This window comes from Streptomyces capparidis (genome assembly GCF_054782095.1).
On the sequence record NZ_BAAGTD010000025.1, the window covers coordinates 101185 to 123618 of the forward strand.

Annotated in this window: 24 protein-coding genes and 1 pseudogene; 18 read left to right on the forward strand and 7 right to left on the reverse strand. The window is 71.7% G+C overall.

Annotated elements, in window-relative coordinates; genetic code table 11:
* Nucleotides 1–74: 74 nt before the first annotated feature.
* The gene (locus tag ACYVO2_RS20935; protein ID WP_461009439.1) at nucleotides 75–659 is read left to right on the forward strand and encodes a TIGR03086 family metal-binding protein; all 585 of its coding nucleotides are present in this window, start codon (nucleotides 75–77) and stop codon (nucleotides 657–659) included.
* A 199-nt stretch (nucleotides 660–858) separates the two neighbouring features.
* Here ACYVO2_RS20935 and ACYVO2_RS20940 read toward each other — a convergent pair whose 3' ends face one another.
* The 4 genes from ACYVO2_RS20940 to ACYVO2_RS20955 all read right to left on the reverse strand — a co-directional run bounded on the left by ACYVO2_RS20940 (nucleotide 859) and on the right by ACYVO2_RS20955 (nucleotide 3538).
* Nucleotides 859–1293 (reverse strand): cupin domain-containing protein, encoded by a 435-nt coding sequence (locus tag ACYVO2_RS20940; protein ID WP_461009440.1) that lies wholly within the window; start codon nucleotides 1291–1293, stop codon nucleotides 859–861.
* A gap of 13 nt (nucleotides 1294–1306) precedes the next feature.
* On the reverse strand, nucleotides 1307–1609 hold the full coding sequence (locus ACYVO2_RS20945; RefSeq protein WP_461009441.1) for a putative quinol monooxygenase: 303 nt from the start codon (nucleotides 1607–1609) through the stop codon (nucleotides 1307–1309).
* Nucleotides 1606–2673, reverse strand: a complete 1068-nt coding sequence (locus ACYVO2_RS20950; protein ID WP_461009442.1) for an Ldh family oxidoreductase — start codon at nucleotides 2671–2673, stop codon at nucleotides 1606–1608. The genes ACYVO2_RS20945 and ACYVO2_RS20950 overlap by 4 nt, the downstream gene beginning before the upstream one ends.
* Before the next feature lie 139 nt (nucleotides 2674–2812).
* On the reverse strand, nucleotides 2813–3538 hold the full coding sequence (locus ACYVO2_RS20955) for a GntR family transcriptional regulator (RefSeq protein ID WP_461009443.1): 726 nt from the start codon (nucleotides 3536–3538) through the stop codon (nucleotides 2813–2815).
* Nucleotides 3539–3809: 271 nt separating this feature from the next.
* Between ACYVO2_RS20955 and ACYVO2_RS20960 the strand changes: the two genes are divergently transcribed.
* The 5 genes from ACYVO2_RS20960 (at nucleotide 3810) to ACYVO2_RS20980 (ending at nucleotide 5586) form a co-directional block, all read left to right on the forward strand.
* Nucleotides 3810–4136, forward strand: coding sequence for a PadR family transcriptional regulator (locus ACYVO2_RS20960; RefSeq protein ID WP_461009444.1), 327 nt, complete (start codon nucleotides 3810–3812; stop codon nucleotides 4134–4136).
* Nucleotides 4133–4489, forward strand: coding sequence for a DUF1048 domain-containing protein (locus ACYVO2_RS20965; protein ID WP_461009445.1), 357 nt, complete (start codon nucleotides 4133–4135; stop codon nucleotides 4487–4489). The genes ACYVO2_RS20960 and ACYVO2_RS20965 overlap by 4 nt, the downstream gene beginning before the upstream one ends.
* A gap of 1 nt (nucleotide 4490) precedes the next feature.
* Nucleotides 4491–4874, forward strand: coding sequence for a DUF1048 domain-containing protein (locus tag ACYVO2_RS20970; RefSeq protein ID WP_461009446.1), 384 nt, complete (start codon nucleotides 4491–4493; stop codon nucleotides 4872–4874).
* 299 nt (nucleotides 4875–5173) lie between these two features.
* Complete coding sequence (locus ACYVO2_RS20975; protein ID WP_461009447.1) at nucleotides 5174–5407, forward strand: hypothetical protein; 234 nt, start codon at nucleotides 5174–5176, stop codon at nucleotides 5405–5407.
* Between the two features lie 14 nt (nucleotides 5408–5421).
* Nucleotides 5422–5586 carry a hypothetical protein gene (locus ACYVO2_RS20980; RefSeq protein WP_461009448.1) on the forward strand — a complete coding sequence of 55 codons (165 nt, stop codon included), beginning with the start codon at nucleotides 5422–5424 and terminating at the stop codon, nucleotides 5584–5586.
* 53 nt (nucleotides 5587–5639) lie between these two features.
* On the opposite strand, the gene ACYVO2_RS20985 is transcribed toward ACYVO2_RS20980, so the two are convergent.
* Both ACYVO2_RS20985 and ACYVO2_RS20990 read right to left on the reverse strand, forming a co-directional pair.
* On the reverse strand, nucleotides 5640–6230 hold the full coding sequence (locus ACYVO2_RS20985) for an isochorismatase family protein (RefSeq protein ID WP_461009449.1): 591 nt from the start codon (nucleotides 6228–6230) through the stop codon (nucleotides 5640–5642).
* A gap of 511 nt (nucleotides 6231–6741) precedes the next feature.
* Nucleotides 6742–8139 (reverse strand): pyridoxal phosphate-dependent decarboxylase family protein, encoded by a 1398-nt coding sequence (locus ACYVO2_RS20990; protein WP_461009450.1) that lies wholly within the window; start codon nucleotides 8137–8139, stop codon nucleotides 6742–6744.
* Between the two features lie 61 nt (nucleotides 8140–8200).
* Here ACYVO2_RS20990 and ACYVO2_RS20995 point away from each other — a divergent pair, with 61 nt between their 5' ends.
* The 8 genes from ACYVO2_RS20995 to ACYVO2_RS21030 all read left to right on the forward strand — a co-directional run bounded on the left by ACYVO2_RS20995 (nucleotide 8201) and on the right by ACYVO2_RS21030 (nucleotide 18247).
* On the forward strand, nucleotides 8201–9601 hold the full coding sequence (locus tag ACYVO2_RS20995; protein WP_461009451.1) for an aminotransferase-like domain-containing protein: 1401 nt from the start codon (nucleotides 8201–8203) through the stop codon (nucleotides 9599–9601).
* A gap of 445 nt (nucleotides 9602–10046) precedes the next feature.
* Nucleotides 10047–10877, forward strand: coding sequence for an SDR family oxidoreductase (locus tag ACYVO2_RS21000; protein ID WP_461009452.1), 831 nt, complete (start codon nucleotides 10047–10049; stop codon nucleotides 10875–10877).
* Between the two features lie 107 nt (nucleotides 10878–10984).
* Entirely contained in the window at nucleotides 10985–11896 is a 912-nt protein-coding gene (locus ACYVO2_RS21005; protein ID WP_461009453.1) for a LysR family transcriptional regulator, read from the forward strand.
* Nucleotides 11897–12023: 127 nt separating this feature from the next.
* Nucleotides 12024–12620, forward strand: a complete 597-nt coding sequence (locus tag ACYVO2_RS21010) for a TetR/AcrR family transcriptional regulator C-terminal ligand-binding domain-containing protein (RefSeq protein ID WP_461009454.1) — start codon at nucleotides 12024–12026, stop codon at nucleotides 12618–12620.
* Between the two features lie 662 nt (nucleotides 12621–13282).
* Entirely contained in the window at nucleotides 13283–13906 is a 624-nt protein-coding gene (locus tag ACYVO2_RS21015) for a (2Fe-2S)-binding protein (RefSeq protein WP_461009455.1), read from the forward strand.
* The gene (locus ACYVO2_RS21020; protein ID WP_461009456.1) at nucleotides 13903–14886 is read left to right on the forward strand and encodes an FAD binding domain-containing protein; all 984 of its coding nucleotides are present in this window, start codon (nucleotides 13903–13905) and stop codon (nucleotides 14884–14886) included. The genes ACYVO2_RS21015 and ACYVO2_RS21020 overlap by 4 nt, the downstream gene beginning before the upstream one ends.
* Nucleotides 14883–17081: a xanthine dehydrogenase family protein molybdopterin-binding subunit gene (locus ACYVO2_RS21025; RefSeq protein WP_461009457.1), complete on the forward strand. Its 2199-nt coding sequence runs from the start codon at nucleotides 14883–14885 to the stop codon at nucleotides 17079–17081. The genes ACYVO2_RS21020 and ACYVO2_RS21025 overlap by 4 nt, the downstream gene beginning before the upstream one ends.
* Nucleotides 17081–18247 carry an XdhC family protein gene (locus tag ACYVO2_RS21030; protein WP_461009458.1) on the forward strand — a complete coding sequence of 389 codons (1167 nt, stop codon included), beginning with the start codon at nucleotides 17081–17083 and terminating at the stop codon, nucleotides 18245–18247. The genes ACYVO2_RS21025 and ACYVO2_RS21030 overlap by 1 nt, the downstream gene beginning before the upstream one ends.
* A gap of 202 nt (nucleotides 18248–18449) precedes the next feature.
* Here the strand turns inward: ACYVO2_RS21030 and ACYVO2_RS21035 are convergent, their stop codons facing one another.
* A complete protein-coding gene (locus ACYVO2_RS21035) occupies nucleotides 18450–19016 on the reverse strand; it encodes a hypothetical protein (RefSeq protein WP_461009459.1) in 567 nt (188 codons plus the stop codon).
* Between the two features lie 380 nt (nucleotides 19017–19396).
* Between ACYVO2_RS21035 and ACYVO2_RS21040 the strand changes: the two genes are divergently transcribed.
* From ACYVO2_RS21040 to ACYVO2_RS21055, 4 genes and pseudogenes are all read left to right on the forward strand, one after another.
* Nucleotides 19397–19930 carry a hypothetical protein gene (locus ACYVO2_RS21040; protein ID WP_461009460.1) on the forward strand — a complete coding sequence of 178 codons (534 nt, stop codon included), beginning with the start codon at nucleotides 19397–19399 and terminating at the stop codon, nucleotides 19928–19930.
* A gap of 379 nt (nucleotides 19931–20309) precedes the next feature.
* Complete coding sequence (locus ACYVO2_RS21045) at nucleotides 20310–20768, forward strand: hypothetical protein (protein WP_461009461.1); 459 nt, start codon at nucleotides 20310–20312, stop codon at nucleotides 20766–20768.
* Between the two features lie 130 nt (nucleotides 20769–20898).
* Nucleotides 20899–21507 carry a GNAT family N-acetyltransferase gene (locus ACYVO2_RS21050; RefSeq protein ID WP_461009462.1) on the forward strand — a complete coding sequence of 203 codons (609 nt, stop codon included), beginning with the start codon at nucleotides 20899–20901 and terminating at the stop codon, nucleotides 21505–21507.
* Nucleotides 21508–22075: 568 nt separating this feature from the next.
* Nucleotides 22076–22434, forward strand: a pseudogene (locus ACYVO2_RS21055) (hypothetical protein); the annotation flags it as partial.

Below are 22434 nucleotides of genomic sequence, written 5' to 3' on the forward strand. Positions count from 1 at the left end.
GCATACGGACCACCGGTAGTGATCACTCACTACCGTTGTCCGGCCTGTCAGTGTGTCCTTGTAGCCTCCCAACCATGACAACTGAACCGGCCCATGACCCGCGTGCGCTCTTCGCCAGGGCACTCGATCAAGCCGAGAAGCAGGTCGCGGCGGTAAGTCCCGATGAGCTCAGTGGCCCCACTCCCTGCGCCGATTACGACGTTCGCGCGCTGCTCGGGCATGTGGTCTCCGTGCTGCACAAGCTCGCCCGTGTCGGCATCGGACGCGATGCGCGCGACGTCCCCGATGTCATCGAGGGCATGGCCGACGACGGCTGGGCGAGCGCATTCGCCCAGGCCCGCAGCGAGGTCGAGCGGGTGTGGGCCGATGACGAGAAGCTCGACCGAATGGTCGAGCTACCGTGGGCCACGCTGCCCGGCCGGACTGCCCTCGATGCCTACACCCACGAGTTCACCGTCCATTCCTGGGACCTCGCACATGCCACCGGGCGGCTCGCCGAACTCGACCCGGACCTTGCCGCGCAGGCACTCGAGGCATTCTCGAAGTTCGCGCCGCCGGAGGCCCGCAGCGAGCAGGGTCCGTTCAGCCCGGTCGTACCGGTGCCCGACGACGCCGACGTCTACACCCGGCTGGCCGCCTACCTGGGGCGCCGACCATAGTCGGCAGCACGGATCGCGGCCTTGGGACGATAGAACCATCGGCTGTCGGACGTGCCTGTTTGCCGGCCGGCGTGTCAGAAGAGAGCGTCTCGGACCCGCAGCCGCCGTGGGCGGTGGGGCCGAGTTGGGCGAGCTCGCCCTCGATGTCGATGTCGGGAGCGTCGTGTTGCACCGGGGCGCTGCGACGCTTGTCCCGTGCTCACGAGACCGGTGATCCTCCCCTGTCGTGTGCGGACAGGTGCTCGAAGGTCTCGCCGGTGGCGGTGAGGGTGCGGGTGACGTGCCGGCCACCGTAGACCCAGTAGATCCGCATGACGCCCTCGCCGCGGTTGAGGAACCGGTGCGGGACGCCTGCCGGCACCCAGGTCGCCTCGCCGGGCTTCAGATCGAACAGCTCGCCGTCGATCTCCGCGGTCGCCCGGCCCTCGAGGATCAGGACCGACTCCTCGACGTTGTGGCTGTGCAGGGGGAGGCCGGTGCCGGGCTGGAAGATGGTCTGACCGGTGGTGATGACGGCCTGCTCGGAGTTCCACTTGCCGACGTAGGGGATGGTGGCCACACCGCCGCCGCGATCGAAGCGTTCGACCTGGCCGGGGCGGATGAGCAGGTTCGGTTCCACGGGCTCGGGGCGCATGGCCAGGGCTCCTTCAGGGGTGGTGGAACAGGCGGCGGGAGAGCGTGTTGACCTGGCTGCCCGGAACGACGTACTTCGCCGCCGCCTCGCGCCAGGCCTTGAAGTGGGGCGCTGAGCGGTGGGCCGCGACGGCGGCTTCGTCGTCGTAGATCTCGTGGAGGACGAAGTGGTGGTCGTCGGCCAGGTCGCACATGACGTCGAAGGAGCGGCAGCCGGGCTCGTCGGTGAAGGAGCGCTCGGCGTTCCGCTCGATGGCGGCGAGGAAGGCGTCCCGGCAGCCTGGGACGACCTGGAGGGACACGGTCAGCGCGATCACGTGGTCGGCTCCTGGGGGATGGGGGCGGGCAGGGGTACGGCGGTGGTGTCGGCGACGCGGGCGAGGGCGGCCCAGGTGTCGTCGGCGACCGTGACGCCCTCGGTGCGCAGGCGCTGGGCGGTGCGGAGCTCGGGCTCGCCGGGGAGGAGGATCTCGGCGGTGCCGGGAGCGGCGGGGGTGGACTTGGTCTCCTCGATCAGGGCCTCCATCCGTTGCGTGAACTGGGCCGGGTCGGTCATCGACCGGATGTCGATGCAGATCAGCAGATGTCCGACGCCGCTTCGGCCGGTGGGGCGGTAGGGGCCGACGACCGCCGAGCCGAAGGCGCTGCCGGTGAGCACGCCCGCCAGGACGTCGAACATGAAGGCGATGGCGTAGCCCTTGTGGCCGGCCATGGGCAGGATCAGGCCTTCGAGGGCGCGTTGCGGATCGGTGGTCGGCACGCCGTCCGTGTCGGTCGCCCAGCCGTCGGGGATCGGTTCGCCGCGCTCCTTGGCGTGGTAGATCTTGCCGCGCGCCACGGCGGTGTTGGCGATGTCCAGCACGACCGTGCCGTACCGGCCGCCCGGCGCGGCCATCGACCACGGATTGGTGCCGATCCGCTTCTCCCTGCCGCCCCAGGGGGCCATCGCCGGGCTGGCGTTCGTGGCCAGCAGCGCCACACAGCCCTGTTCGGCGGCCCTGCGGGTGAAGTACGCGGCAGTCCCGAAGTGACCGGAGTTGCGCACCGCGACCGCGCTGATCCCATGCCGTCCGGCGCGCTCCACACCCCATCCCACCGCACGGTCGGCGAGTACCTGGCCGAGACCGTCGCGGCCGTCCACCACCAAGACGGCGCCGTTGTCGCCGACGACCCGCGGGGCGGCGACGGCGGCTGTCGCCCCGTTCTCGATCCGGGCCAGGTACCACGGCAGACGCAGCATCCCGTGGGACGGATGCCCCCACAGTTCCGCGGTCACCAGGGTGTCCGCGAGCAGACGGGCGTCCGCGGCCGGAACGCCGTGGGCTTCGGCGGTGGCGGCGGCGAACCTCAGCAGGTTGGCGGCGCCGACGGTGTACGGCACAGAACGGCCCTCGCATCGAGCTGCGTGTTGTATTCATCGCTGTATACAGCTTCTCCCTGTATACAGCACCGGGGCGCACGGAGGCCACACGGCCGCACTTGGGGGGGGTACTGTTCGGGGGTACGGTCGAGGGGGCGGCTCAGCGGGCCGCGTCCAGATGGACGTCCGCGCCCCGCGTGGAGTCCTGGCCGGTCAGGCTGTCGATGAGCGCCTGAAGCGTCTGCGCCAGATGGTGCCGGCAGGCCGCCTCCGCCGCTTGGGCCTCCCCCTGGAGGACCGCTTTCAGCATCGCGCGGTGCTCCTCCAACGACGTGAGCATGCGGCGCGGCCCGCTGTGCGACAGATGCCGCAGCCGCACGGTCTGGCTGCGCAGATCACGGATCGTGCGGGCGAGGTACGGGTTGCGGCACGCGGCGATGACCGCTTGGTCGAAACCCTCGGTGACCTCGTAGAACTCCTGGTACGACCGCGCCTGGGCGGCGGCGTCCCGCCCACGGAACGACTCGTCGAACTCCTCCAGCCGATCCAGCAGCCCGCGGAACGGCACCAGCACGCGCTCCTCGACCGCCCCCGCCGTCGCGACCGACGCGGCCGCCGGCGGCTCCAGCAGCATCCGGAAGTCGAACAGGGCCCGCACCCCACCGAGCGAGATCGGCGCCACGCGGGCCACCTCCCCCGGCACGAAGACGACCAGCCCCTCCGCGGCCAGCCGTCGGATCGCCTCCCGCACCGGCGTCCGCGAGGCCCCCAGTTCCTGCCCCAGCCGGACCTCGCTCAGCCTGGCCCCCGGCCGCAGCCGCAGCGACTCGATGTCGCCCTTCAGCCGCTCGTACACGGCCTCGCTCTTACCGGTTGCCCGAGCCATGGAACTCCTCGCCGCCCAGCCGCACACCCTGCTGTATACAGGCTAGCGCGCCCCTCCCGCTCCCGGGTCGCCGGGGACTGCGGCGGTGGCGAGCCGCGACCTCATGAGCCGACCGATGAGGCAGGCGTGGCTGCGAGGCCTGGTTCGTCGCAGGTCGCCTCCGGGTCCGCGCCCTCCGGGGGTGCCGCCATCCCCGCTAGTCGGTGTTACCGTATAGTGGTACTCGGTGACACGAAGTACCAGCGGAACCGAGCGCCGGGGAGGGATTGCGATGGACGACCTGACGGAGATGCTGAAGGGCACCCTCGAAGGGTGCGTGCTGGAAATCATCGGCAGCGAGGAGACCTACGGGTACGCCATCACCCGCCGGCTGAACGACCTCGGCTTCACCGACGTCATCGAGGGGACGGTGTACACCATCCTGCTGCGGCTGGAGAGGAACGGTCTCGTCCAAGTGACGAAACGACCATCCGAGGTCGGCCCGCCGCGCAAGTTCTACGCGCTCAACGAAGCCGGACGCGAGGAGCTCGCACGGTTCTGGGCGAAATGGCAGTACCTCTCCTCACGCATCGACAAGCTCAAGGAAGGCGGGAGATGAACTTCTGGCAGACCGTCACAGGCAGCGATCTCACCAGGCAGTGGAAGGCGTTCGAAGCCCGGGCCCAGGCCCTGCCGGACGACCACCGGGCCGCGTGGGAACAGATCAAGACCCACCTCCTCCCCCACGGGGACTTCACCGGCCGCAACCTGACACCGATGGCCGACGCCGCCCTGGCACTGCTCGAAGAAGCAGCCGCCGACGGGCACAGCGTCCACGAGGTGCTCGGAGACGACATCCGGGGCTTTGCCACGGCACTGGCCGGCGGACACGGGGCTCGGACCTACCGCGACCGGTGGCGCGAGCAGTTGAACAGGAACGTCGCGAGGAAACTGAACCGGCTGGGAGGCTGACGTGGGCATCCACGACATCATCGAGGGCAAGAAGCAGTGGCGGGCACACACGGCCCGAGTCAAGGCACTCCCGCCGGACTACCGGATCGTCTACAAGGAGATGGAAAGGTACCTGTTCAAGGTCGGACCGATCGACCTGCCCGACGGGCCCCTGCTCCCCGGGATCGTCGACTTCTTCGAACAGGGCGCCGCCGCGGGCAAGGGAGTACTGGAACTCACCGGCACCGACGTCGCCGCGTTCTGCGACGACCTGATCAAGGACCACCCCACTCACGCGGACCTGCACCAGCAATCCCTCGGCACCCAGCCCGCCCCCAGGAGCGGGCAGCAGCCCGACCCCGAACCGAGCCGCGAGCAGCACCAAGGACCGCGGAAGCAGCGCTGACACCTGCCGCACGCACGCCCCGCACAAGGCACAGCGCTCCGCGCACGCCGCTCGCGCACCCGGACGGCACCCGAGACCCCGCGACGCCCCGCCCCCTGCGCTCAGGGCGTGCCCGGTCTCGGGCGGGGCGTCGCGGTCCCACGCGCCGGCCGTCTCAGCTCCGGCGAGTTCTCCACAGACGCCGACGGCGTCGATCCAAGCGGCCATCCTGTCACCGCGGGGCGAGGCCACATTGCTCAGCGCACGGATGGAACGCCCGGCGACGGTGACCTTCGACGACGACGGCCGTTGATCAGATCATGATGAAGCACAGCATCTTCGCCACTGCCGTTCTCGCCATCGGCACGGCTGTCATGGCCACCGCCCCGGCGCACGCGGGAATCGCCGACGGCACTCTCAACAACGCCCAGATCCTCGACCATGTCTCGCTGCTGAACACGAACATCGACAGCGACCCGCAGATCAGCGGGAACAACAACAGCAACACCCGCGCAGACGGCGCACTGAACAACGCCATCGGCCAGCACCGGTAGGCCGCTCGCCGCAGGTGCCCACCAAGCCCGCAAGCGTGCTGGTGGGCAGCCGGCGCCCCTGGCACCAGCGAGCCAGGACGGCCACGGCCCAGATCACCGACGCGGTCTGCCGCACCTACCACCAGGCGGGTGCGCGCTCGGTCCCCGTCGTCGCCATCCACCGCCTCGCCCCCCGTTGACCGCCCCACCCACGGTCAACGGGCCCCGGCGAGGGCCGCGCCGCCGCGGGTGTTCAGGAGACGACGACAGGTGCGCCGCTCAGCGCGACACCGGCCCGGCGCAGCTCGTCGAGTGCGGTGCGCGTGGTGTCGGCGGCGACGCCGGCGGTGTAGTCGAGCAGGACCCGCACGGTGAAGCCCGCGCGCACTCCGTCCAGCGCGGTGGCCTTCACGCAGTGATCGGTCGCGATGCCGACGACGTCGAGCTCGGTGATGTCGCGGGCTCTCAGCCAGGCGGACAGTGTCGTGCCGTCCTGAGCCGAGCCTTCGAAGCCGCTCTTCGAGGCGGAGTGCCTGCCTTTGAAGAAGACCTCGTCGACGTGTCCGGAGTCGACTGCGGGCACGAAGTCCGGATGGAACTCACCTCCCTCACTGCCGACGACGCAATGCACGGGAAACGAGTCGTGGAAGTCGGGGTTCTCGGAGAAGTGGGCGCCCGGGTCGATGTGGTGGTCGCGGGTGGCGACGACGGCGGCGTACTGCCCCTCGGCGCGCCGGACCAGGTCGGCGATGGCCGCGGTCCGGTCAGCGCCGCCCTTCACCGGAACGGTGCCGCCCTCGCAGAAGTCCTTCTGCACATCGACGATGATCAGTGCACGACGCATGGAAAGCCCTTCCAGTGATCCTCTCCCCGATGGCCATCGTTCCTCCGGAGGGCGCGAGGCGCCACTCGCCCGTCGTCCACCCGGCCGAGGCGGCCCGCACGGCGGCGAGGTGCAGCGCTTCCCGGAACGCCACGTCGCCACGGACCCCCACGAGCACTCTGGGACATCACCACGGCGACGTGGCACCGGGCGGGCCGCTGAATGACGCCGGGCTGGGCGGTCGGCGCCCATGAAGGCGTGGCCGCTGGTGAGTTCTCCCCCACGCGGCACGTCCTCGCTCTGAAGGCGGCGCGCGTCGCGCTCCCGGCGCGCGATCCGGTGCCCGAGCTCGGCCTCGGCGTCCACCACGTTGGCCCGCCCCGGGATCTCGCCCCCGGGGCAGGACGGTGGGCGAGCCGGCGGTCCGCCCGTCACGTGATATCGATCCGAGGCGCCCCCGGTGTGCCGCGGCGGGTCCGGGGAGGTCCGCTTCGCCGTCGCACGGTGGGCCGTCCGGGGTGGTGCGGTCGTGTCATGCCGTCGCGTCCAGGGCGGAGGCGAGGGCGTCGGCCACGCGTTCCACGTCCGCCTCCGACGTGCGCCAGTTGCTGAACGCCGCGCGCAGCGCCGGGGTCCCGTCGTGCACGGTCGGCGTCAGGAACGTCTCGCCGGTGGCGGCGACCGCGCGGGCCAGGGCGCCGACGCGCTCCTGGGTGGGGTTGCCGGCCAGGGTGAGGCAGACGACGTTCAGGCGGACCGGCGCCGTCAGCCGCAGCCCCGGTGTGCGGGTGACGTACTCGCCGAGGCGGTGCGCGAGCGCCGCGTTCCGCTCGACGATCTCCCGGTGCCCGGCGCGCCCGTAGGCGACGAGGGAGAACCAGGCGGGCAGGGCGCGCAGCCGCCGGGAGTTCTCCGGGGTGAGGTGCAGTTGGTCGGGGTCGCCCGTGGGGAGGCCGAGGTACGGAGAGGCGTTGTGGAACACCGCGACCTGAAGGTCCCTGCGGCGGGTGAACTGGACGGCCGCGTCGTAGGGCACGTTGAGCCACTTGTGCAGGTCGACGCAGACCGAGTCGGCCGCGTCGAGGCCGTCGACGAGGTGCGCGTACCGCGGGGACAGGGCGGCGAAGGCACCGAACGCCGCGTCCACGTGCAGCCAGAAGTCGTGCCGTTGCCTCAGGGCCGCGATCGCCCGCAGGTCGTCGAAGTCGACGGTGTTCACGGTGCCGGCGTTGGCCACCACGATCGCGGGCCGGCCGCCCAGCTCCGTCAGGGCGGCGTCGAGCGCGGCGACGTCGACGGCCTCGCGTCCGCCCGCCGCCACGGGCACGTGCCGCAGCCGGTCCCGGCCGATGCCCAGCACCGACAGCGCCTTGGAGACGCTGGAGTGCGGGCTGCCGGACAGCACGTCGACCGGCCCCAGGGCGGCCGCGCCGTCCCGCGACACCGACACCCCGAGACGCTCGCCCAGCCACTCGCGGGCGATGGCGAGACCCACGGTGTTGGACGCGGTCGCGCCGGTCACGAACGCCCCGCTGTGCGCCTCCCCGAGACCGAACAGCTCCCGCAGCCACACCGTGGTCTGCCGCTCGAGCGCCGTGGCCCAGGAGCCGGCGCTGTTGGAGACGTTCTGGTCGTAGGCGCCGGTCAGCCAGTCGCCGGCGAGGGACGCGGGCGTCGCGCCGCCGGTGACGAAGCCGAGGTAGCGCGGGCCCGCCGAGGCGGAGAAGCCCGGCGCCCACCGCTCGGTGAACCGGGTGAGCGCCGCCTCGCCCCCGACGCCGCGGTCTGGTAGGGCCTCGGGGCCCGGCGCCGCGTCGAGGCGGGTCACGGGTCGCTCGGCCAGACCGGCCACCTCCCGGGCGGCGAGGTCGCGGGCGGATTGCAGGAGTTCGGGAAGCCGGGTGAGGTCGTCGGCGAGGGTGCGGTGCATGGGGCGGAGCCTAGGCGGTACCCGCCGTCCGCGACTGGTCCACTTGGGGGAAACTGGATCGGTGACGTCAGGATTCCCCGCCGCCCTCGGCGACTGGCGGGAGCGCCGGGGGCCGCTGGCCGGCGCGCTCGCGGCCGCCGTCCGCGAGGCCGTCGCCGACGGCCGTCTGACCGCCGGCACCCGGCTGCCGTCCGAACGGGAGCTCGCGCGCGTCCTCGGCGTCAGCCGCGGCACGGTGGTCGCGGCTCTGGCCCTGCTGCGGGACGGGGGCTGGCTGCGGACCCGGCACGGCAGCGGCAGCGTCGTCCGCCTGCCCGCCCGGCTCACCGAGCGCACCGCGCCCTGGTCCCTGGACGGGGGCGGGGCCGGCGACGCGCCGCTCGACCTCACCCTCGCCGTCACGGCCGCGCCCCACGGCGCCTTCCTCGCCGCGCTCGACCGGGCCGCCGGGCGCAGCGCCGCCCTGCTGCTCGACTCCGGTGTCGCCACCGGGGGGCTGCCGCACCTGCGGGACCTCCTGGCCCACCGTTACACCCGGGCGGGCCTGCCGACCCGCCCCGAGCAGATCCTGGTCACCTCCGGCGCCCGGGCCGCCCTCACCCTGCTCCTCGACCATCTGCACACCGGCCGCCGGGGGCCCGTCGCGGTGGAGAGCCCCACCTATCCGGGAACGCTGGCCGTGCTGCGCCACCGCCGGGCCCGGCTGCTGCCCGTGTCCGTGTCCGCGTCCGGTGGCTGGGACACCGGCCGGCTCACGGCCGCCGCGCGGCGCGGGGGCGCCCGCCTCGCCTGCCTCGTCCCCGACTTCCACAACCCCACGGGCGCCCACATGGACGAGGCGGCCCGCGCCGAGGTCGCCGGCGTCGCGGAACGGTACGGGCTGACCCTCCTCGCCGACGAGACGATGCGCGAACTCGACCTGAGGACACCGGCCGGGACCGAGCCCCACCTGGCCGGCCCCCGGGTGGTCCAGATCGGTTCGGTGAGCAAGACGCTGTGGAGCGGCCTGCGCGTCGGCTGGATCCGCGCCGGCGCCCGGCTCGTGCGGGAGCTGCTGCTCAACCCGCTCCAGGCACAGCTCTCCCCGCCTCCGCTGGAGCAGGTCCTCGCGGCCGAGCTGCTGGGCGAGGGACTGGCCGGCGTGCTGGCCGACCGGCGCGAGCGGCTGCGCGCCCAGCGCGACCACCTGGCCGGGCTGCTCGCCGGGACGGGATGGAGGTACTCGGTCCCGGACGGGGGGCTGTCGCTGTGGCTGCGCCTCGGCGACGGCACGACGGCCGCCGGGCTGGCGGCGAGCGCCGGCCGGCACGGTCTGGCCGTGACCCCGGGCCCGCTGTTCGCGGCCGACGGGGTGACGCTCGCGCACCATCTGCGGCTGCCGTTCACGGCGACGCCGGACGTGCTCACCCGCGCGGTGGACGTGCTGCGGCAGTGCGCCTCCCGCCAGGCACCGGCCGGCTGAGCGCGCGCCTCGGACGCGGGGCCGGAAGCGTGCCCGCCCGGCGGCAGGCGGGCCGCCGGGGGCCGGGTCGGTCGTCCGTGCGGCGGCCCAGCTCACGGCCGTGGCCAGGCGCAGCCGGGCCGGCGCGGCCCGGACCCCGCCGCGGATCTCCGACCCGGCCTTGGCCGGCCGCCGGGGGTGGGCTCGTTCCTCCGGAACGTACCGCCTCGGGCGTGGCGAAGAGGACAGCGTCCGGTTCGCAGGCGCCTGCGCGGCGTTCGACGGGCATCGCGCTGTGAGTGGTGCGGGGAGGCGACGGTGGCGTTGGCCCGGTGCACGGTGTCGGCCTCGCCGTCGCCGCCCGCCATGCGTATCCGTCATGTCTGGCATCGACAAGTATCGCTTGTGCACATGGCTTCCTGGAGGGAGGTTGGAGGTGTTCCCCGGAAATGGCAGGAGAGAGATCATGACCACCTGGCTCATCACCGGAGCCTCCCGTGGCATCGGCCGTGAACTGACCGAGCAGGTGCTGGCCCGGGGCGACCGGGTCGCCGCCACCCTGCGCAAGCCCGAGCAACTCGACGACCTCGCCGAGCAGTACGGTGACCGCCTGTGGCGCAGCCGTCTCGACGTGACCGACACCGCCGGGATCGAGCAGGTGCTGAGCCGGGCCTTCGCCGAGCACGAGCGCATCGATGTCGTCGTGTCCAACGCCGGCCTCGGTGTCTTCGGCGCGGCCGAGGATCTCAGCGACGAGCAGGTCCAGAGGGTGATCGCCACCAATCTCACGGGTTCCGTCCAGCTCGCCCGCCGCGCGGTTCCCCACCTTCGTGAGCAGGGCGGAGGCGTGTTCGTGCAGATGTCGAGCATGGGCGGGCAGATCACGTTCCCCGGGTTCGCGATCTACCACGCCACCAAGTGGGGTGTGGAGGGCTACTTCGAGGCACTGGCGAACGAGGTGGCCCCCTTCGGGATCAGGACGATGCTCGTCGAGCCCGGGATGGTCCGGACCGGTTTCTTCGACGCGGCCGAGCGGGTTCCGCTCGGTGAGCCGTACCGTGGCGGTCCGATGGACGTCCCCGAGGTCCGGGTCGAGGACATGGTCGGCAGTCAGTCGGGTGTCGCGCACGCCACCATCGAGGCGGCGCTGTCCGAGAATCCGCCCCTGCGGCTACTGCTGAATTCCGACGCCTACGAGGCGGTCACCGCCACCGTCCGGGCGCGGCTCGCCGCCCTGGAATCACAGCGCGACAGCGCGTACGCCGCAGACGCGGAACATCCTGCGCCCGTCGATTGAGCGAGGCCCCGTCAACTGGGCGACGAATGGGAGCGGCGCGGGTGTGCCATGAGGGAGGCGGAGGGGCTCCCTTGCCAGCTCTGAACGCCACGCATATCGTCTCGATCATGGCGGAACTGACGCTGACCGGCCTGCGCGTCCTGCTGGAAGTGGCTCAGCGGGGGTCGTTCACCGCGGCGGCGGAGGCGCTGGGCTACACCCAGTCCGCGATCTCGCGGCAGATCAGCGCCACCGAAGCCGCAGCCGGAGCCTCGTTGTTCGAACGGCATGCCCGCGGGGTGCGGGCGACGCAGCCGGGAGAGGCCCTGCTGCGGCACGCCCGGCAGGTGATCGCCCAACTGGAAGCAGCCGAACTGGAGATGGCCGGGCTCCGCGACCGGCTCGCGGGCCGCCTGGCCGTCGGCGCCTACCCGACGGCGGCGGCAAGCCTGGTGCCGCGGGCCATCGCACGCCTGCGCGCGGCGCATCCGGCCCTCACCGTGGGCCTGTGGGAGGCGTCCAGCCCCGCACAACTGCGCCACCTGCGCGCGGGACGCATCGAGGTGGCCGTCGTGGCGATCGGGGAAGGCCTTCCCGACTACGACTTCACGGGCCTGCGCGTCGAAGCCGTGCCCACCGGCCGGGGCCTGGGCGTTGTCGTCAGCGCCGACCACCCGCTGGCCTCCCGTGAGGAGGTGCACATCGATGACCTGGCCCAGGAGGCATGGATCGTCGGGTCCGGTGACGAAGGCAGCCCCCAGTTCGGCGCCTGGCCCACCCTGGAAGCGCCTCGGGTGGCCTATGAGGCCCGCGGCTGGCAGACCCGGCTGGGGCTCGTCGCCGCCGGACTGGGGGTCTCCGTCCTTCCTCGGCTGGCGGCCGACGCCGTCCCGCGGAGCGTGAAGTGGCTGCGTGTCCGCGACCCCGCGCTCGTCATCAGACGGGAGACGGTCATGGTCACGGCGGCTGAGCGATCGGCCGGTGCGAGTGCCATGCTCCGGGCGATGCGGGAGGAACAGCCGGACCCCGTCAGCCGGTGACGGCTGTCCGCGGACTGTCCCGGTGCGCTCGGGCGGCTGCCATCATCCGGATCTCCGTATGATGTGGACGGCCTGTCCATTAGCTGCGGCACAGAAATGCGCGCGTAGCCCACGAAGGAGGTTGGCCATGTCCGGGAGCTCGACCGCTCGCCGAGGACGAGGTCGTCGGCCGGCCGCGGAGGTGCGTGCGGGCGTGCTCGAGGCAGCCGGGCGAATCCTGCTGAGAGACGGTCTGCGAGCCGTCACGTTCGACCGCGTCGCGACGGAGGCGGGATCGAGCAAGGTGACCCTCTACAAGTGGTGGCCGTCGCCGGGTGCCCTCGCGGCCGAGGCGTACTTCGCCCGAAGCCGTCGCGCGCTGAGCTTCGCCGACACCGGCGATGTGCGTGCCGACCTGATCGCCCAGCTCGGCGCGTTCGTGCGCTGGCTGTCGGACGAGGGCGCGGGAAAACCCGTGTCCGAGCTCATCGGCGCCGCCCAGATGGACCCGGACCTCGCCCGCTCATGGACGGAGAGCTACGCCCTGCCCCGCCGCGAGCTCGCCCGCATCCGTCTCCGCGCCGCCCAGCAGCAGGGTCAACTGCGCGAGGACGCGGACCTCGACGTCATCGTCGATCAACTGTGGGGAGCCTGCTACCACCGGTTGCTCGTACTCAAGGTCCCCCTCGACGACTCGCTCGTGGAACGCCTGGTCGACCAGGCGCTGCGCGGCGCGGCGCCGTGAGGAGCGTCCATCGGCGAGGCGCCCTCCGCTGAGCGTTCCCCACGCGTCGAGCGCGGAGCGACGGCGGCACCTCCGCCGGTCGCAGGTCTTGGCACGGATGCCGTCGCGGCGGCCGCCACCGTCCCTGCCCGCGGATCACGCCGGGCATGACCGGGGGGGGTGCTCCCGTACCGCTGCCATCAAGTTTGTGGACTGCTTGTACATTTCCTTGTATCGTAACGAGTGAACAAGTCGTCCATATATTCAAGAGGGCCGGGTCATGGCGAACAGCACAGGCTGCATCCGTGGCCGCCCACCTGCCGGTCCTGTCCGCGGCGCTCCATCCGGACGAAGCGCCGCGGACCTTCGCTTTCGGCGCCACGGACGCCCTCTGGACCGACCGCGTCCTTCCTGTACTACCTGTCCCCGATACGGCGTCAGGGGTCGGTTCGCCCTCTGACGTGACGCCAGGGTCGCTTCGTTCGCGTGAGGCGGTCCGCCACGGCCCGAGCCACCCTGCTCCTCCTTCCTCCGCACCGCCCACGAGGTCGCCTTCGCCGCCTCCGCCCGGGTGACCGCCCGGGATGCCCCGTGCACGGCACCGAGACGTGCTGATCGCCGGCGCCGCCCCGCGCCGAGGAACGCGCATTCTCCGTCACGTATCCGCGAGGAGACACAGACGCATGTACGAGAACGAGGACCACTCAACCGACGGGCACAGCCGCCGCGGCGTGCTCAAGGCCGGCGCCGTCAGCGCCGCCTTGGCCGCGTCGGGCGGCGTGGCGCCGACCGCGCTCGCCGCTTCCGACGGCGCGGAGCCCCTCCTGCCGCCGGCGTCGGCGGGCGAGGTCACCCTCCGTGTGAACGGGGTGGAACGCCGACTCACCGTCGAGTCCCGCGTCACCCTGCTGGACGCGTTACGTGAGCGTCTCGGCCTGACGGGGACGAAGAAGGGCTGCGACCGCGGCGAGTGCGGCGCCTGCACCGTCCTCGTCGACGGCCGACGCGTCAAGTCGTGCATCACACTCGCGATCATGGAAGACGGCCGGGAGATCACCACGATCGAGGGTCTGGCCTCGGGGGACGCGCTGCACCCCGTGCAGGAGGCGTTCATCCGACGTGACGCCTTCCAGTGCGGTTTCTGCACCCCCGGGCAGATCCTGTCGGCCGTCGCGTGCATCCGAGAGGGCCACACCGGCTCCGACGCCGAGATCCGCGACTGGATGAGCGGAAACCTGTGCCGGTGCGGCTGCTACCCGAACATCGTCGAAGCAGTCCGGGACGCGGCGAAGGGAACCGGGCGGTGAAGCTTTTCGACTACGCGCGTGCCTCGCGTGTCTCCGAGGCCGTCGGTCTGGTCGCGGACCACCCTGGCGGCGCGTTCATCGGGGGCGGGACCGAACTGACGAATCTGATGAAGGACGGTGTCCTCGCCCCCGACCTCGTCGTGGACGTCAGCGGGCTCCCCCTGTCCCGCATCGGCCTGGGTGAGGGCCGGCTCCACATCGGGGCCACGGCCCGCATGGGGGATGTCGCCGACCACCCGTCGGTCCGTGAGCGGTTCCCCGTCGTCTCCGAGGCCCTGCTGGCCTCCGCGTCCCCGCAGGTGCGCAACAGGGCCACCATCGCCGGGAACCTCATGCAGCGGACCCGCTGCTGGTATTACCGGGACGTCGGCAGTGCCTGCAACAAGCGCGAGCCCGGCAGCGGCTGCCCGGCCATCGGCGGGCAGAACCGCCGGCATGCGATCCACGGCGGCAGCGATCACTGCATCGCTGTCCACCCGTCCGATCTGGCCGTCGCGCTGAGCGCCCTGGAAGCCACGGTGCTCACCCTCGGGCCGGACGGCCGCCGCTCCATCCCCATCGGGGACTTCTACCGCCTGCCCGGCTCCACCCCGCACCAGGAGACCGCGCTGCGCCACGGTGAGCTCATCACCGGTGTCGAGATCCCCGAGAGCCGACTGGCGGTCGACTCCCGTTACCTCAAGCTGCGCGACCGGGCCGCGTTCGAGTTCGCCGTGGTCTCCGTGGCCGCCGCCCTGACCCGACAGGACGGGGTGGTCACCGACGTCCGGCTGGCGTTCGGAGGCATCGCGACCCGGCCGTGGCGCTCGCCCCGGGCCGAGGAGGCGCTGCGCGGCCGCCCCCTGCGCCGAACCACCATCGCAGCAGCCGGCCGCGCCCTGGTCGAAGGCGCTGCCCCACGCGAGCACAACGCGTTCAAGGTCGAGCTGGTGCAGCGCGCCCTGGCCCACATCCTCGAGGACCTCGGAGGCCGGAAATGAGCCAGATCGTGGGCAGGCCCGTCGCCCGGGTCGACGGGCGCGCCAAGGTCACCGGGGCGGCCGGCTACGCCGCGGACGTCCAGGTCCCGGGAGCCCTGTACGGCTTCCTGGTGCTGAGCACCATCGCCAACGGACGCGTCACCGGCATCGACGTCCGGGAGGCCGAGCGCTCGCCCGGTGTGGTCGCCGTCTTCACGCACCGGAACATGCCCCGCCTGGCAGTGCCCACATCGCCCGGCGCCGCCTACTGGAAGCGGGTCATCCCCCTACAGGACGCGGACATCCACCACAGCGGCCAGCCTGTGGCCTACGTGGTGGCCGAGACCCTGGAGCAGGCCCAGCGAGCCGCCTCGCTCGTCGTCGTCTCCTGTGAGGCACGCGCTCCCCAGGTGGGTCTCGCCGCATCCATGGACGAGGCGTTCGTGCCCTCGCAGAGCCTCGAGGGCCCCAACGAGACCACCCGTGGCGACCTCGCCGCAGGGCTGGCGGAGGCGGACGTCCGCATCGACGTCGACTACACCACGCCCATGCACCACCACAATCCCATGGAACCGTCCGCGACGACCGCCGTCTGGGACGGCGACCGGTTGACTGTGCACGAGACCGCCCAGGGCATCAACGCCACCAAGCTCAGCCTGGCCGAGTCGCAGGGCGTGCCGGACGCGAACGTCCGCGTCCTGTCCCCGTTCCTGGGCGGAGGATTCGGCGCCAAGGGCCCGGTGTGGCCGCACACCATGCTCACCGCCGCCGTCGCCCGCCGGTTGGGGCGGCCGGTCAAGCTGGTGCTCACCCGTGCCCACACCTACACCTGCAACGGCCACCGCGCCGAAGCCCACCAGCGGCTGAGGATCGGAGCCGAACGGGACGGCACCCTCACCGCCATCGAGCACATCTCCACGTCCCAGGTCAGCCGTACCGAAGAGTTGCTGTTCAACACCTGTGAGCCCACCCGCATGCTGTACGCCTGCCCCAACGTGCATGTCGTCCAGCGGGCGGTGCGGCTCCACCTGCCCGCTCCGAGCAATATGCGCTCACCGGAGGTCGTCGCCTCCCACGGCCTGGAATCGGCGCTCGACGAGCTGAGCCACGAACTGGGCATCGACCCCATCGAGCTTCGGCTGCGCAATCACACCTCGGTCAACCCCGACACCGGCGAACCCTTCGGCAGCAAGCACCTCCGGGAGTGCTACCGCCGCGGTGCGGACGCGTTCGGCTGGAGCAGGCGCGATCCGCGCCCCGGGTCGATGCGCGACGGCGGCAGCCTGATCGGCTGGGGCATGGCGACCGCGGCGCACACGGCCGGCGGAAGGCCGGGGGCCGGTGCCCGCGTCGTGATCTCCGCCGACGGGAAGGCGGTGGTCCAGGTGGCCACCCACGACATCGGTACCGGTACCTACACGGTGATGTCCCAGGTGGCGGCGCAGAGCCTGGGGCTGGAGCTGGGCGACGTGGACTTCGAACTCGGGGACACCGACCACCCGTTCGCCTTCGTCTCCGCCGCGTCCGCCACCGTGCCCGGTGTCGGTGCCGCCGTCAACCGGGCCTGCGCCACCGCCCGCCGAGGCGTGATCGACATCGCCGTCGCGGACACGCGTTCCCCCCTGTACGGCCTACCGGCGGACCAGGTCGCCGTCGAAGGCGGCACCCTGTACGACACCCGCCGGCCCAGGCGCCGCGACAGCGTCCGCGCGGTCATCACCCGACACGGTGAGCCGGTGGAGGCCACCACCAGCCCTGTTCCCATCCCCCCGGGCTACTCCACCGGAGCGGTCTTCGCCGAGGTGCGCGTCGACCCCGGGCTCGGGCAGGTCCGCGTCACCCGCATGGTCGGGGCCTTCGACACCGGCCGGGTCCTCAACCGCAGGACGCTGCGCAGCCAGGCGATCGGCGGCGCGGTCTGGGCCGTGGGCTTCACCCTGACCGAGCACACGATGGTCGACCACCGCACAGGACGGATCGTCAACCCCGATCTGTCGGGCTACCTGGTGCCCGTCAACGCGGACATCCCCGAGGTCCACACCATCTTCGTGGACGAGCCGGACCCGGCCAACGAGGAGGCCCTCGGCGCACGCGGGTTCGGGGAGACCCCGATGACCGGGATGACAGCGGCCATCGGCAACGCCGTGTACCACGCCATCGGGCGCCGCATCCGGGACCTGCCCATCACCCCGGACAAGATCATCGGAGCTGCGTGATGAATGACCTCTGGGAGCGGCTGCACCGTTTCTGGGAGGCCGGCGCGCCGTGCGGGCTCGCCACGGTGGTGTCGACGTTCGGCTCGGCTCCCCGCCATCCGGGAGCCGTCATGCTCTGCGCTCCGGACGGGACTGTCGCCGGCAGCGTGTCGGGCGGCTGCGTGGAAGGGGCCGTGTACGACCTGGCTCAGCAGGCCATGCGGGACGGCGATCCGGTGCTCGAACGCTATGCGGTGAGCGATGACGACGCCGGTGCGGTCGGCCTGACGTGCGGCGGGACCATCGAGGTCTTCGTCGAGCGCGTCGACCGGCGGTCCTTCCCCGAACTGGGCGCCCTCGTGCACCGCGCACGGGCCGGGACCGCCGTCGCCCTGGCCACGGTCGTCGAGTCCGGCGGGTCCGTGCGCGCCGGCGCCCACCTGGTGTGCTGGGCCGACGGCGCGATCGGGAGCACGGGCGACCGCGCCCTCGACGGTGAGGCCGCCGCAGGGGCCCGGCGACTGCTCGGCCAGGGGCGCTCCGGCACGTTCCGTACCGAGTCCGCCGACGCGGGCTCCGTCGGGGGCCCGCGTGTGTTCGTCAACTGCTTGGCGCCCCCACCCCGGTTGCTGGTCTACGGCGCCAGCGAGTTCGCCTCGGCGCTGGCCCGCCAGGGCGCGCTGCTCGGCTTCCGGGTGACCGTGTGCGACGGGCGGCCCGTGTTCACCACTCCCGCGCGTTTCCCGGACGCCGACGAGGTCGTCGTGGACTGGCCGCATCGCCATCTCGCCGCCGAGGCCGCGGCGGGGCGCGTCGACGGCACGACCGTGGTCGTCTCGCTCACGCACGACGCGAAGTTCGAAGTGCCCTTGCTGGAGGCAGCGTTGCGGATGGACCTGGCCTACGTCGGCGCCTTGGGGTCGCGCCGCAGCGCGGAGCGGCGCAGGGCCTCGCTGCTGTCCGCGGGAGTGCGGCGCGACCGACTGGCGCGGCTCAGTTGCCCCGCGGGGCTCGACCTGGGCGGCGCCAGTCCGGCGGAGACGGCCCTGTCCATCCTCTCCGAGATGCTCCTCCTCCGCCACGGCGGCACGGGGGCCCGGTTGTCGGGAACCACGGGCGCGATCCACCGTGAATCCCCGGCACCCGTGCTCTCCTCGTCGGCGGCGGGCCCCATGGGAGCCGAGTGACGCCGGATACTGGCGGGGACGGCGCCCATGCCACCCGGCAGAGCGCCGGCGCGCCGGCGCCGGAGCGGCGAGAGCAGCCGGAGAGCGCGGCCGGCTGCTGTGGCTCTCACCCGCGCTGCCGGGCCGGGCTCACGACCTGAGCGCCGCCCGCATGTCGGTGAGGCTGCCCAACGAATGCACCCTCACCGACAGCACGAGTTGCTCAACTTCGATACCGCCCGCGTATCAGGTGTGAGAAGGGACCCAGTCCCAGTCTCCGACCCCGAACCCACCGTACACAGCGCCCGATTCCGCGGGCCTCAGCGGGATGTAATTGCCGCCGCTCGAGAGGGTGAGATTGACGGTCAGACTTCCTGAACTTCCGGCGTCGTTGTATTCGAATCGGAAGCGCATACCCGACCTCCATTCGCATGCGCTGGTCCAGACGACGTTTGACATTGCTCTTCGCGTCAGTGGCCAGACACAGGCCCGTGGCCCGGTTCTGCAACAGCAGGTACTGGGGATGCGTCGAATCCGAACCACGCCAGTCCCATTGCTGCTGGAAGCCTCCGTTGCACCATGACATGTAGGCTTTCCCGGTGCCGTCCGCGTTCTTCTGTCCCCCCGTCAGACAGTGGCCCTGATCGAAGGTGCCGTTCATGAAGGTCCAGTACACGGGGGCCTGAGCATCGGCCTGGGCGGCGGCCGGCTGCGCGAGCCCGAAACCCAACGCCAGGGCGAATACCGCGGCCGCGGTGCTCCAGTGCTTCTTGATACGCGTCAGTCTCATGCATTGAAATATAACCGGGAGGCCCGCGCCCCACCAGGGCCGAAATCAACGGCATGAGCGGAAGAAAGGGACAGGAAGTATCGAAACAACGCCCTGGCGCGCAAAGTGCGCAGGCTCGCAATCATACGTTTTGATCAAATGTCGTGAACCGGCCGACGCCACCCCGCCCGATTCGACCCTCAGCCGTTCCCTCGGAGCCGAACACGGGGGCGTCAAACCACCCTTGATGAACAGCGCATGAAATTCAACCGAACAGCAGATTATCCGCGTCGGGACTCCATGGAAAAGTAACGGATTTCGGTACCCCTTGCCCTTTTCCTCCGCACACCCGATCGGTTCGGATCTGGTGAAGCGCGTGCCCTCCCGGCTATGTTGTGCCCATGTTGATCAGCAAGCTCAAGAAGCGCCTGAGCGCCGCGGCAGCGATCTTCGCGCTGGCCGCAGGTGTCGGAGTCCTCCAGCCTGCCTCCGCACAGGCGAACGAAGCCGCTCCCGTCTACTGGACATTCGAGAACCGCCTCGCGCCGAGCACGAGCACCATGTGCCTGACCAGCGGTCAGCTAAACGGCGGAACGGCAAAGGTGTTCATGTCGAGGTGTACCGGCAGCAATTTCCAGCAGTGGGACTGGCGCGGCTCCGACGGGACGATCCATCCGACGCTGCAACTCCAGAACAAGGCCACGGGTCTCTGCCTGGCCACCGACAGCAAGAGCTGGTACGAAAACGCCGTCTGGACGAGCAGATGCGAGTGGAGGGACGGCATGCGCTTCCACTACGACGGCGAGCTCGGCTACATCATGAGCGAGCTGAAACACCCCAACGTCTTCCTGCACGTCGACCGCGACTCCGTGGCGGTGTACAGCTCCGTTGAATCGGGCTACGGCGCGAGCAGTTGGGTGGGCTACCACTCCTGAGCCCCGCACCGCCCCGCTCAACAAAGAGAAAGCCCACTCCTCGCCCCACGGCAAGGGCGGGGCTTTCTCGCATGTCTTCGCGTTGCGCGACCGCACGGCCGTTTGGAGGGGTGACCTCACGGCCGGAGCCCGCCTCGCCAGTGCTGTGACCGCGAACCGTTCACCGCGTTGGTCGCGATGTCCTCGACCGCTGGACGGTTGGACGACCCGGCCCGTGCGGTGAGTGAGCCCTCCTCAGGTCCTCCCTTGGCGGGTGTGCCCTCATCCGCAGGGCGGATACGGTTCGCCGTGGGGGAGGAAGCGTGGCCGCCGTGTCCAGGCCAGCATGTACGTCATGACGACAGCGATCGCCCCTCTCCCCGCCTACGCACCTGCGCCTGTGTGGGCTCGCCGCGCCGCGCACGCCATCGCGCTGTGCGCCGTCCCGTCGGGCCTGTGGCGCATCGCCATGGCATCCGGTGTCCATGTGGGCTACAGCGACCAAGTGCTGCGCGATGTCTTCGACATCCCAGGCTGGGGCATCGCATACGTCGTCGGCCTCTCGGTCCTCACCGAGCTGGCCGCTCTGTTTCCGCTGCTGCTCGTCAGCGACCGGTGGAGACCGCTGCACCCCAGGGTCCTCACCCCGCTGGCCTGGACCGCCTCGGGCGTCCTGGTCCTGGTGGCACTGTGGCAACTCGTGGTCGCTTTCACCGTCGAGAGCCGGACGTACATGTCGAGCGATACGGCACAGACCGTCTGGGGGCTCGCTTTCGCCCCGCTGTTCGCCATCCCGGCCCTGATGACCGCGGTGACCTGGTCGTACGCGAAGCGGCACCGGGCACGGGGACAGGCATAACCCCTACCACGTCCTTGACATCGGCCAACTCCGTCCCACCGCTTCCCGGCCCGACAAGCGTGGCCGACGGCAGTCTCCGGCCCGGAAAAAATCAGGCGCGCCGCGCCGCCCGGCGTGGTATCCCCGCTCCATGGACGATCTCCTCACGGAACGGCTCATCCTCCACCCGCTCTCCCCGGCCGAGGCCGAACGGGTGGCGGCGCGCGAGCCCGGGGACGGCGACCTGTGGTCGCCCGGGTACCCGACCACGATGGACACCGAGGCGGCCGGCAGCTTCCTGAGGCGCTGTGCCGAGAGCGGCGACCAGCGGCCGTTCGGTGATTACCAGATCCGCCGCCGCGACGACGGCCGCGCCATCGGCGGCCTCGGCTTCAACGGCCGGCCGGTGAACGGCGTCGGCGTGATCGGCTACGGCCTCGTCCACGAAGTGCGCGGCAGAGGGTACGCGTCGGAGGCGCTGCGCCGTCTGCTGGAGTTCGCCCGCGAGCAGGGCCTCACCCTGGTCAAGGGCGACGCCGACCTGGACAACACCGCCTCCCAGCGGGTCATGGAGGCGGCCGGGATGCGGTACGTGGGAGAGGACGAACGGGTGCGGTACTACGAGATCGCCTGGCCCGCGCCCGCCGGGGCCGGCGAACGCGCGGAGGTGGAGGTGGGGGCCGGTGCCGTCCACGCCGGGGAGACCGGCGCGGCGGACCCGGGCGCCGGCCGACCGCGTGTCCGGTCAAGGAGGGATTGACGGGAGGTGACGAGGGCGCCAGGCGCCTTCCCCACACTTCGGTGGGGCCTCGGTTGAGCACGCGGGCGGCCGGATCCGGGGACGACCGCGGGCCGAGAGCGGAGTGGCGCGGGGGTCGGCCGTCGGGCTGGTTGCGGCTCGACGGGCTCCTTCGGTGCGTTGCGCGGTTGTGACGCGGCCGGTGTGCGGTTGCCCGGACAGGTGAGCGGTCGGCGCGGCAGCATGGAGGGATGGCGGGGAGGACACGCACAGTAGGGGCTGTTGCCGCGGTGTGCGGCCTGGTCTCAGTAGGACCGATGGCCCTGGTCGTGGCGGTCGACCCGGACACGGCCGGGCAGGTCGCGGGCATCACCGGCAGCATCGCCGGACTCGCCGGCCCAGCCGTCTCGGTCCACGCCCCGCACCGCACACCCGCCACACAGACGCCCTCCCCGCCCCCACCGACCGGCGGCAATGGGACATGCGCAGCTCCGGTCAGGCCGGCAGGCGGCACGTCGGCGGCATCGGAGCGTTCCGCGGTCGTGGGCGGGAACATCGGCGAGGCCGTCACCGGGGACGGCAACCACACATGACTCCCCCACTCCCCTGGCGGCGCAAGAACAGGACTTCGCCCGCGCAGCCCTGCCCACCGCCGGCCCTCGAGGGCGGTGAGGTGCCGGACGGCGGGCCCGGCGCGGACACCGGCGCGGCCGCCCCGCCGGTCTCGGCGCCGCCGTCCCCTCCTGCCACAGCGCCCGCGACCGCGGAGGACGGGGGCGGGAAGCGGGCGACCGTCATCGGCGGGAACGCCGGCACCGTCATCACCGGCGACCACACCCACATGCCCGTCACCGACCAGCGCGGGCAGGTGCACAACACCGTCACCGGCGGACAGCACACCACCGTCGTCCAGGCGCGGGACATCGGGACGCTGAACCTCGCCGGGCA

Bases quoted from the DNA above. Each gene is read 5' to 3' on its own strand.
- ACYVO2_RS21025 (WP_461009457.1), top strand. From the start codon at position 14,883: ATGAGCCAGATCGTGGGCAGGCCCGTCGCCCGGGTCGACGGGCGCGCC.
- ACYVO2_RS20975 (WP_461009447.1), top strand. From the start codon at position 5,174: ATGATGAAGCACAGCATCTTCGCCACTGCCGTTCTCGCCATCGGCACG.
- ACYVO2_RS20940 (WP_461009440.1), bottom strand. From the start codon at position 1,293: ATGCGCCCCGAGCCCGTGGAACCGAACCTGCTCATCCGCCCCGGCCAG.
- ACYVO2_RS21035 (WP_461009459.1), bottom strand. From the start codon at position 19,016: ATGAGACTGACGCGTATCAAGAAGCACTGGAGCACCGCGGCCGCGGTA.
- ACYVO2_RS21040 (WP_461009460.1), top strand. From the start codon at position 19,397: ATGTTGATCAGCAAGCTCAAGAAGCGCCTGAGCGCCGCGGCAGCGATC.
- ACYVO2_RS20965 (WP_461009445.1), top strand. From the start codon at position 4,133: ATGAACTTCTGGCAGACCGTCACAGGCAGCGATCTCACCAGGCAGTGG.
- ACYVO2_RS21030 (WP_461009458.1), top strand. From the start codon at position 17,081: ATGAATGACCTCTGGGAGCGGCTGCACCGTTTCTGGGAGGCCGGCGCG.
- ACYVO2_RS20960 (WP_461009444.1), top strand. From the start codon at position 3,810: ATGGACGACCTGACGGAGATGCTGAAGGGCACCCTCGAAGGGTGCGTG.
- ACYVO2_RS21015 (WP_461009455.1), top strand. From the start codon at position 13,283: ATGTACGAGAACGAGGACCACTCAACCGACGGGCACAGCCGCCGCGGC.
- ACYVO2_RS20990 (WP_461009450.1), bottom strand. From the start codon at position 8,139: ATGCACCGCACCCTCGCCGACGACCTCACCCGGCTTCCCGAACTCCTG.
- ACYVO2_RS20985 (WP_461009449.1), bottom strand. From the start codon at position 6,230: ATGCGTCGTGCACTGATCATCGTCGATGTGCAGAAGGACTTCTGCGAG.
- ACYVO2_RS21010 (WP_461009454.1), top strand. From the start codon at position 12,024: ATGTCCGGGAGCTCGACCGCTCGCCGAGGACGAGGTCGTCGGCCGGCC.
- ACYVO2_RS20955 (WP_461009443.1), bottom strand. From the start codon at position 3,538: ATGGCTCGGGCAACCGGTAAGAGCGAGGCCGTGTACGAGCGGCTGAAG.
- ACYVO2_RS21000 (WP_461009452.1), top strand. From the start codon at position 10,047: ATGACCACCTGGCTCATCACCGGAGCCTCCCGTGGCATCGGCCGTGAA.
- ACYVO2_RS20935 (WP_461009439.1), top strand. From the start codon at position 75: ATGACAACTGAACCGGCCCATGACCCGCGTGCGCTCTTCGCCAGGGCA.
- ACYVO2_RS21005 (WP_461009453.1), top strand. From the start codon at position 10,985: ATGGCGGAACTGACGCTGACCGGCCTGCGCGTCCTGCTGGAAGTGGCT.
- ACYVO2_RS21050 (WP_461009462.1), top strand. From the start codon at position 20,899: ATGGACGATCTCCTCACGGAACGGCTCATCCTCCACCCGCTCTCCCCG.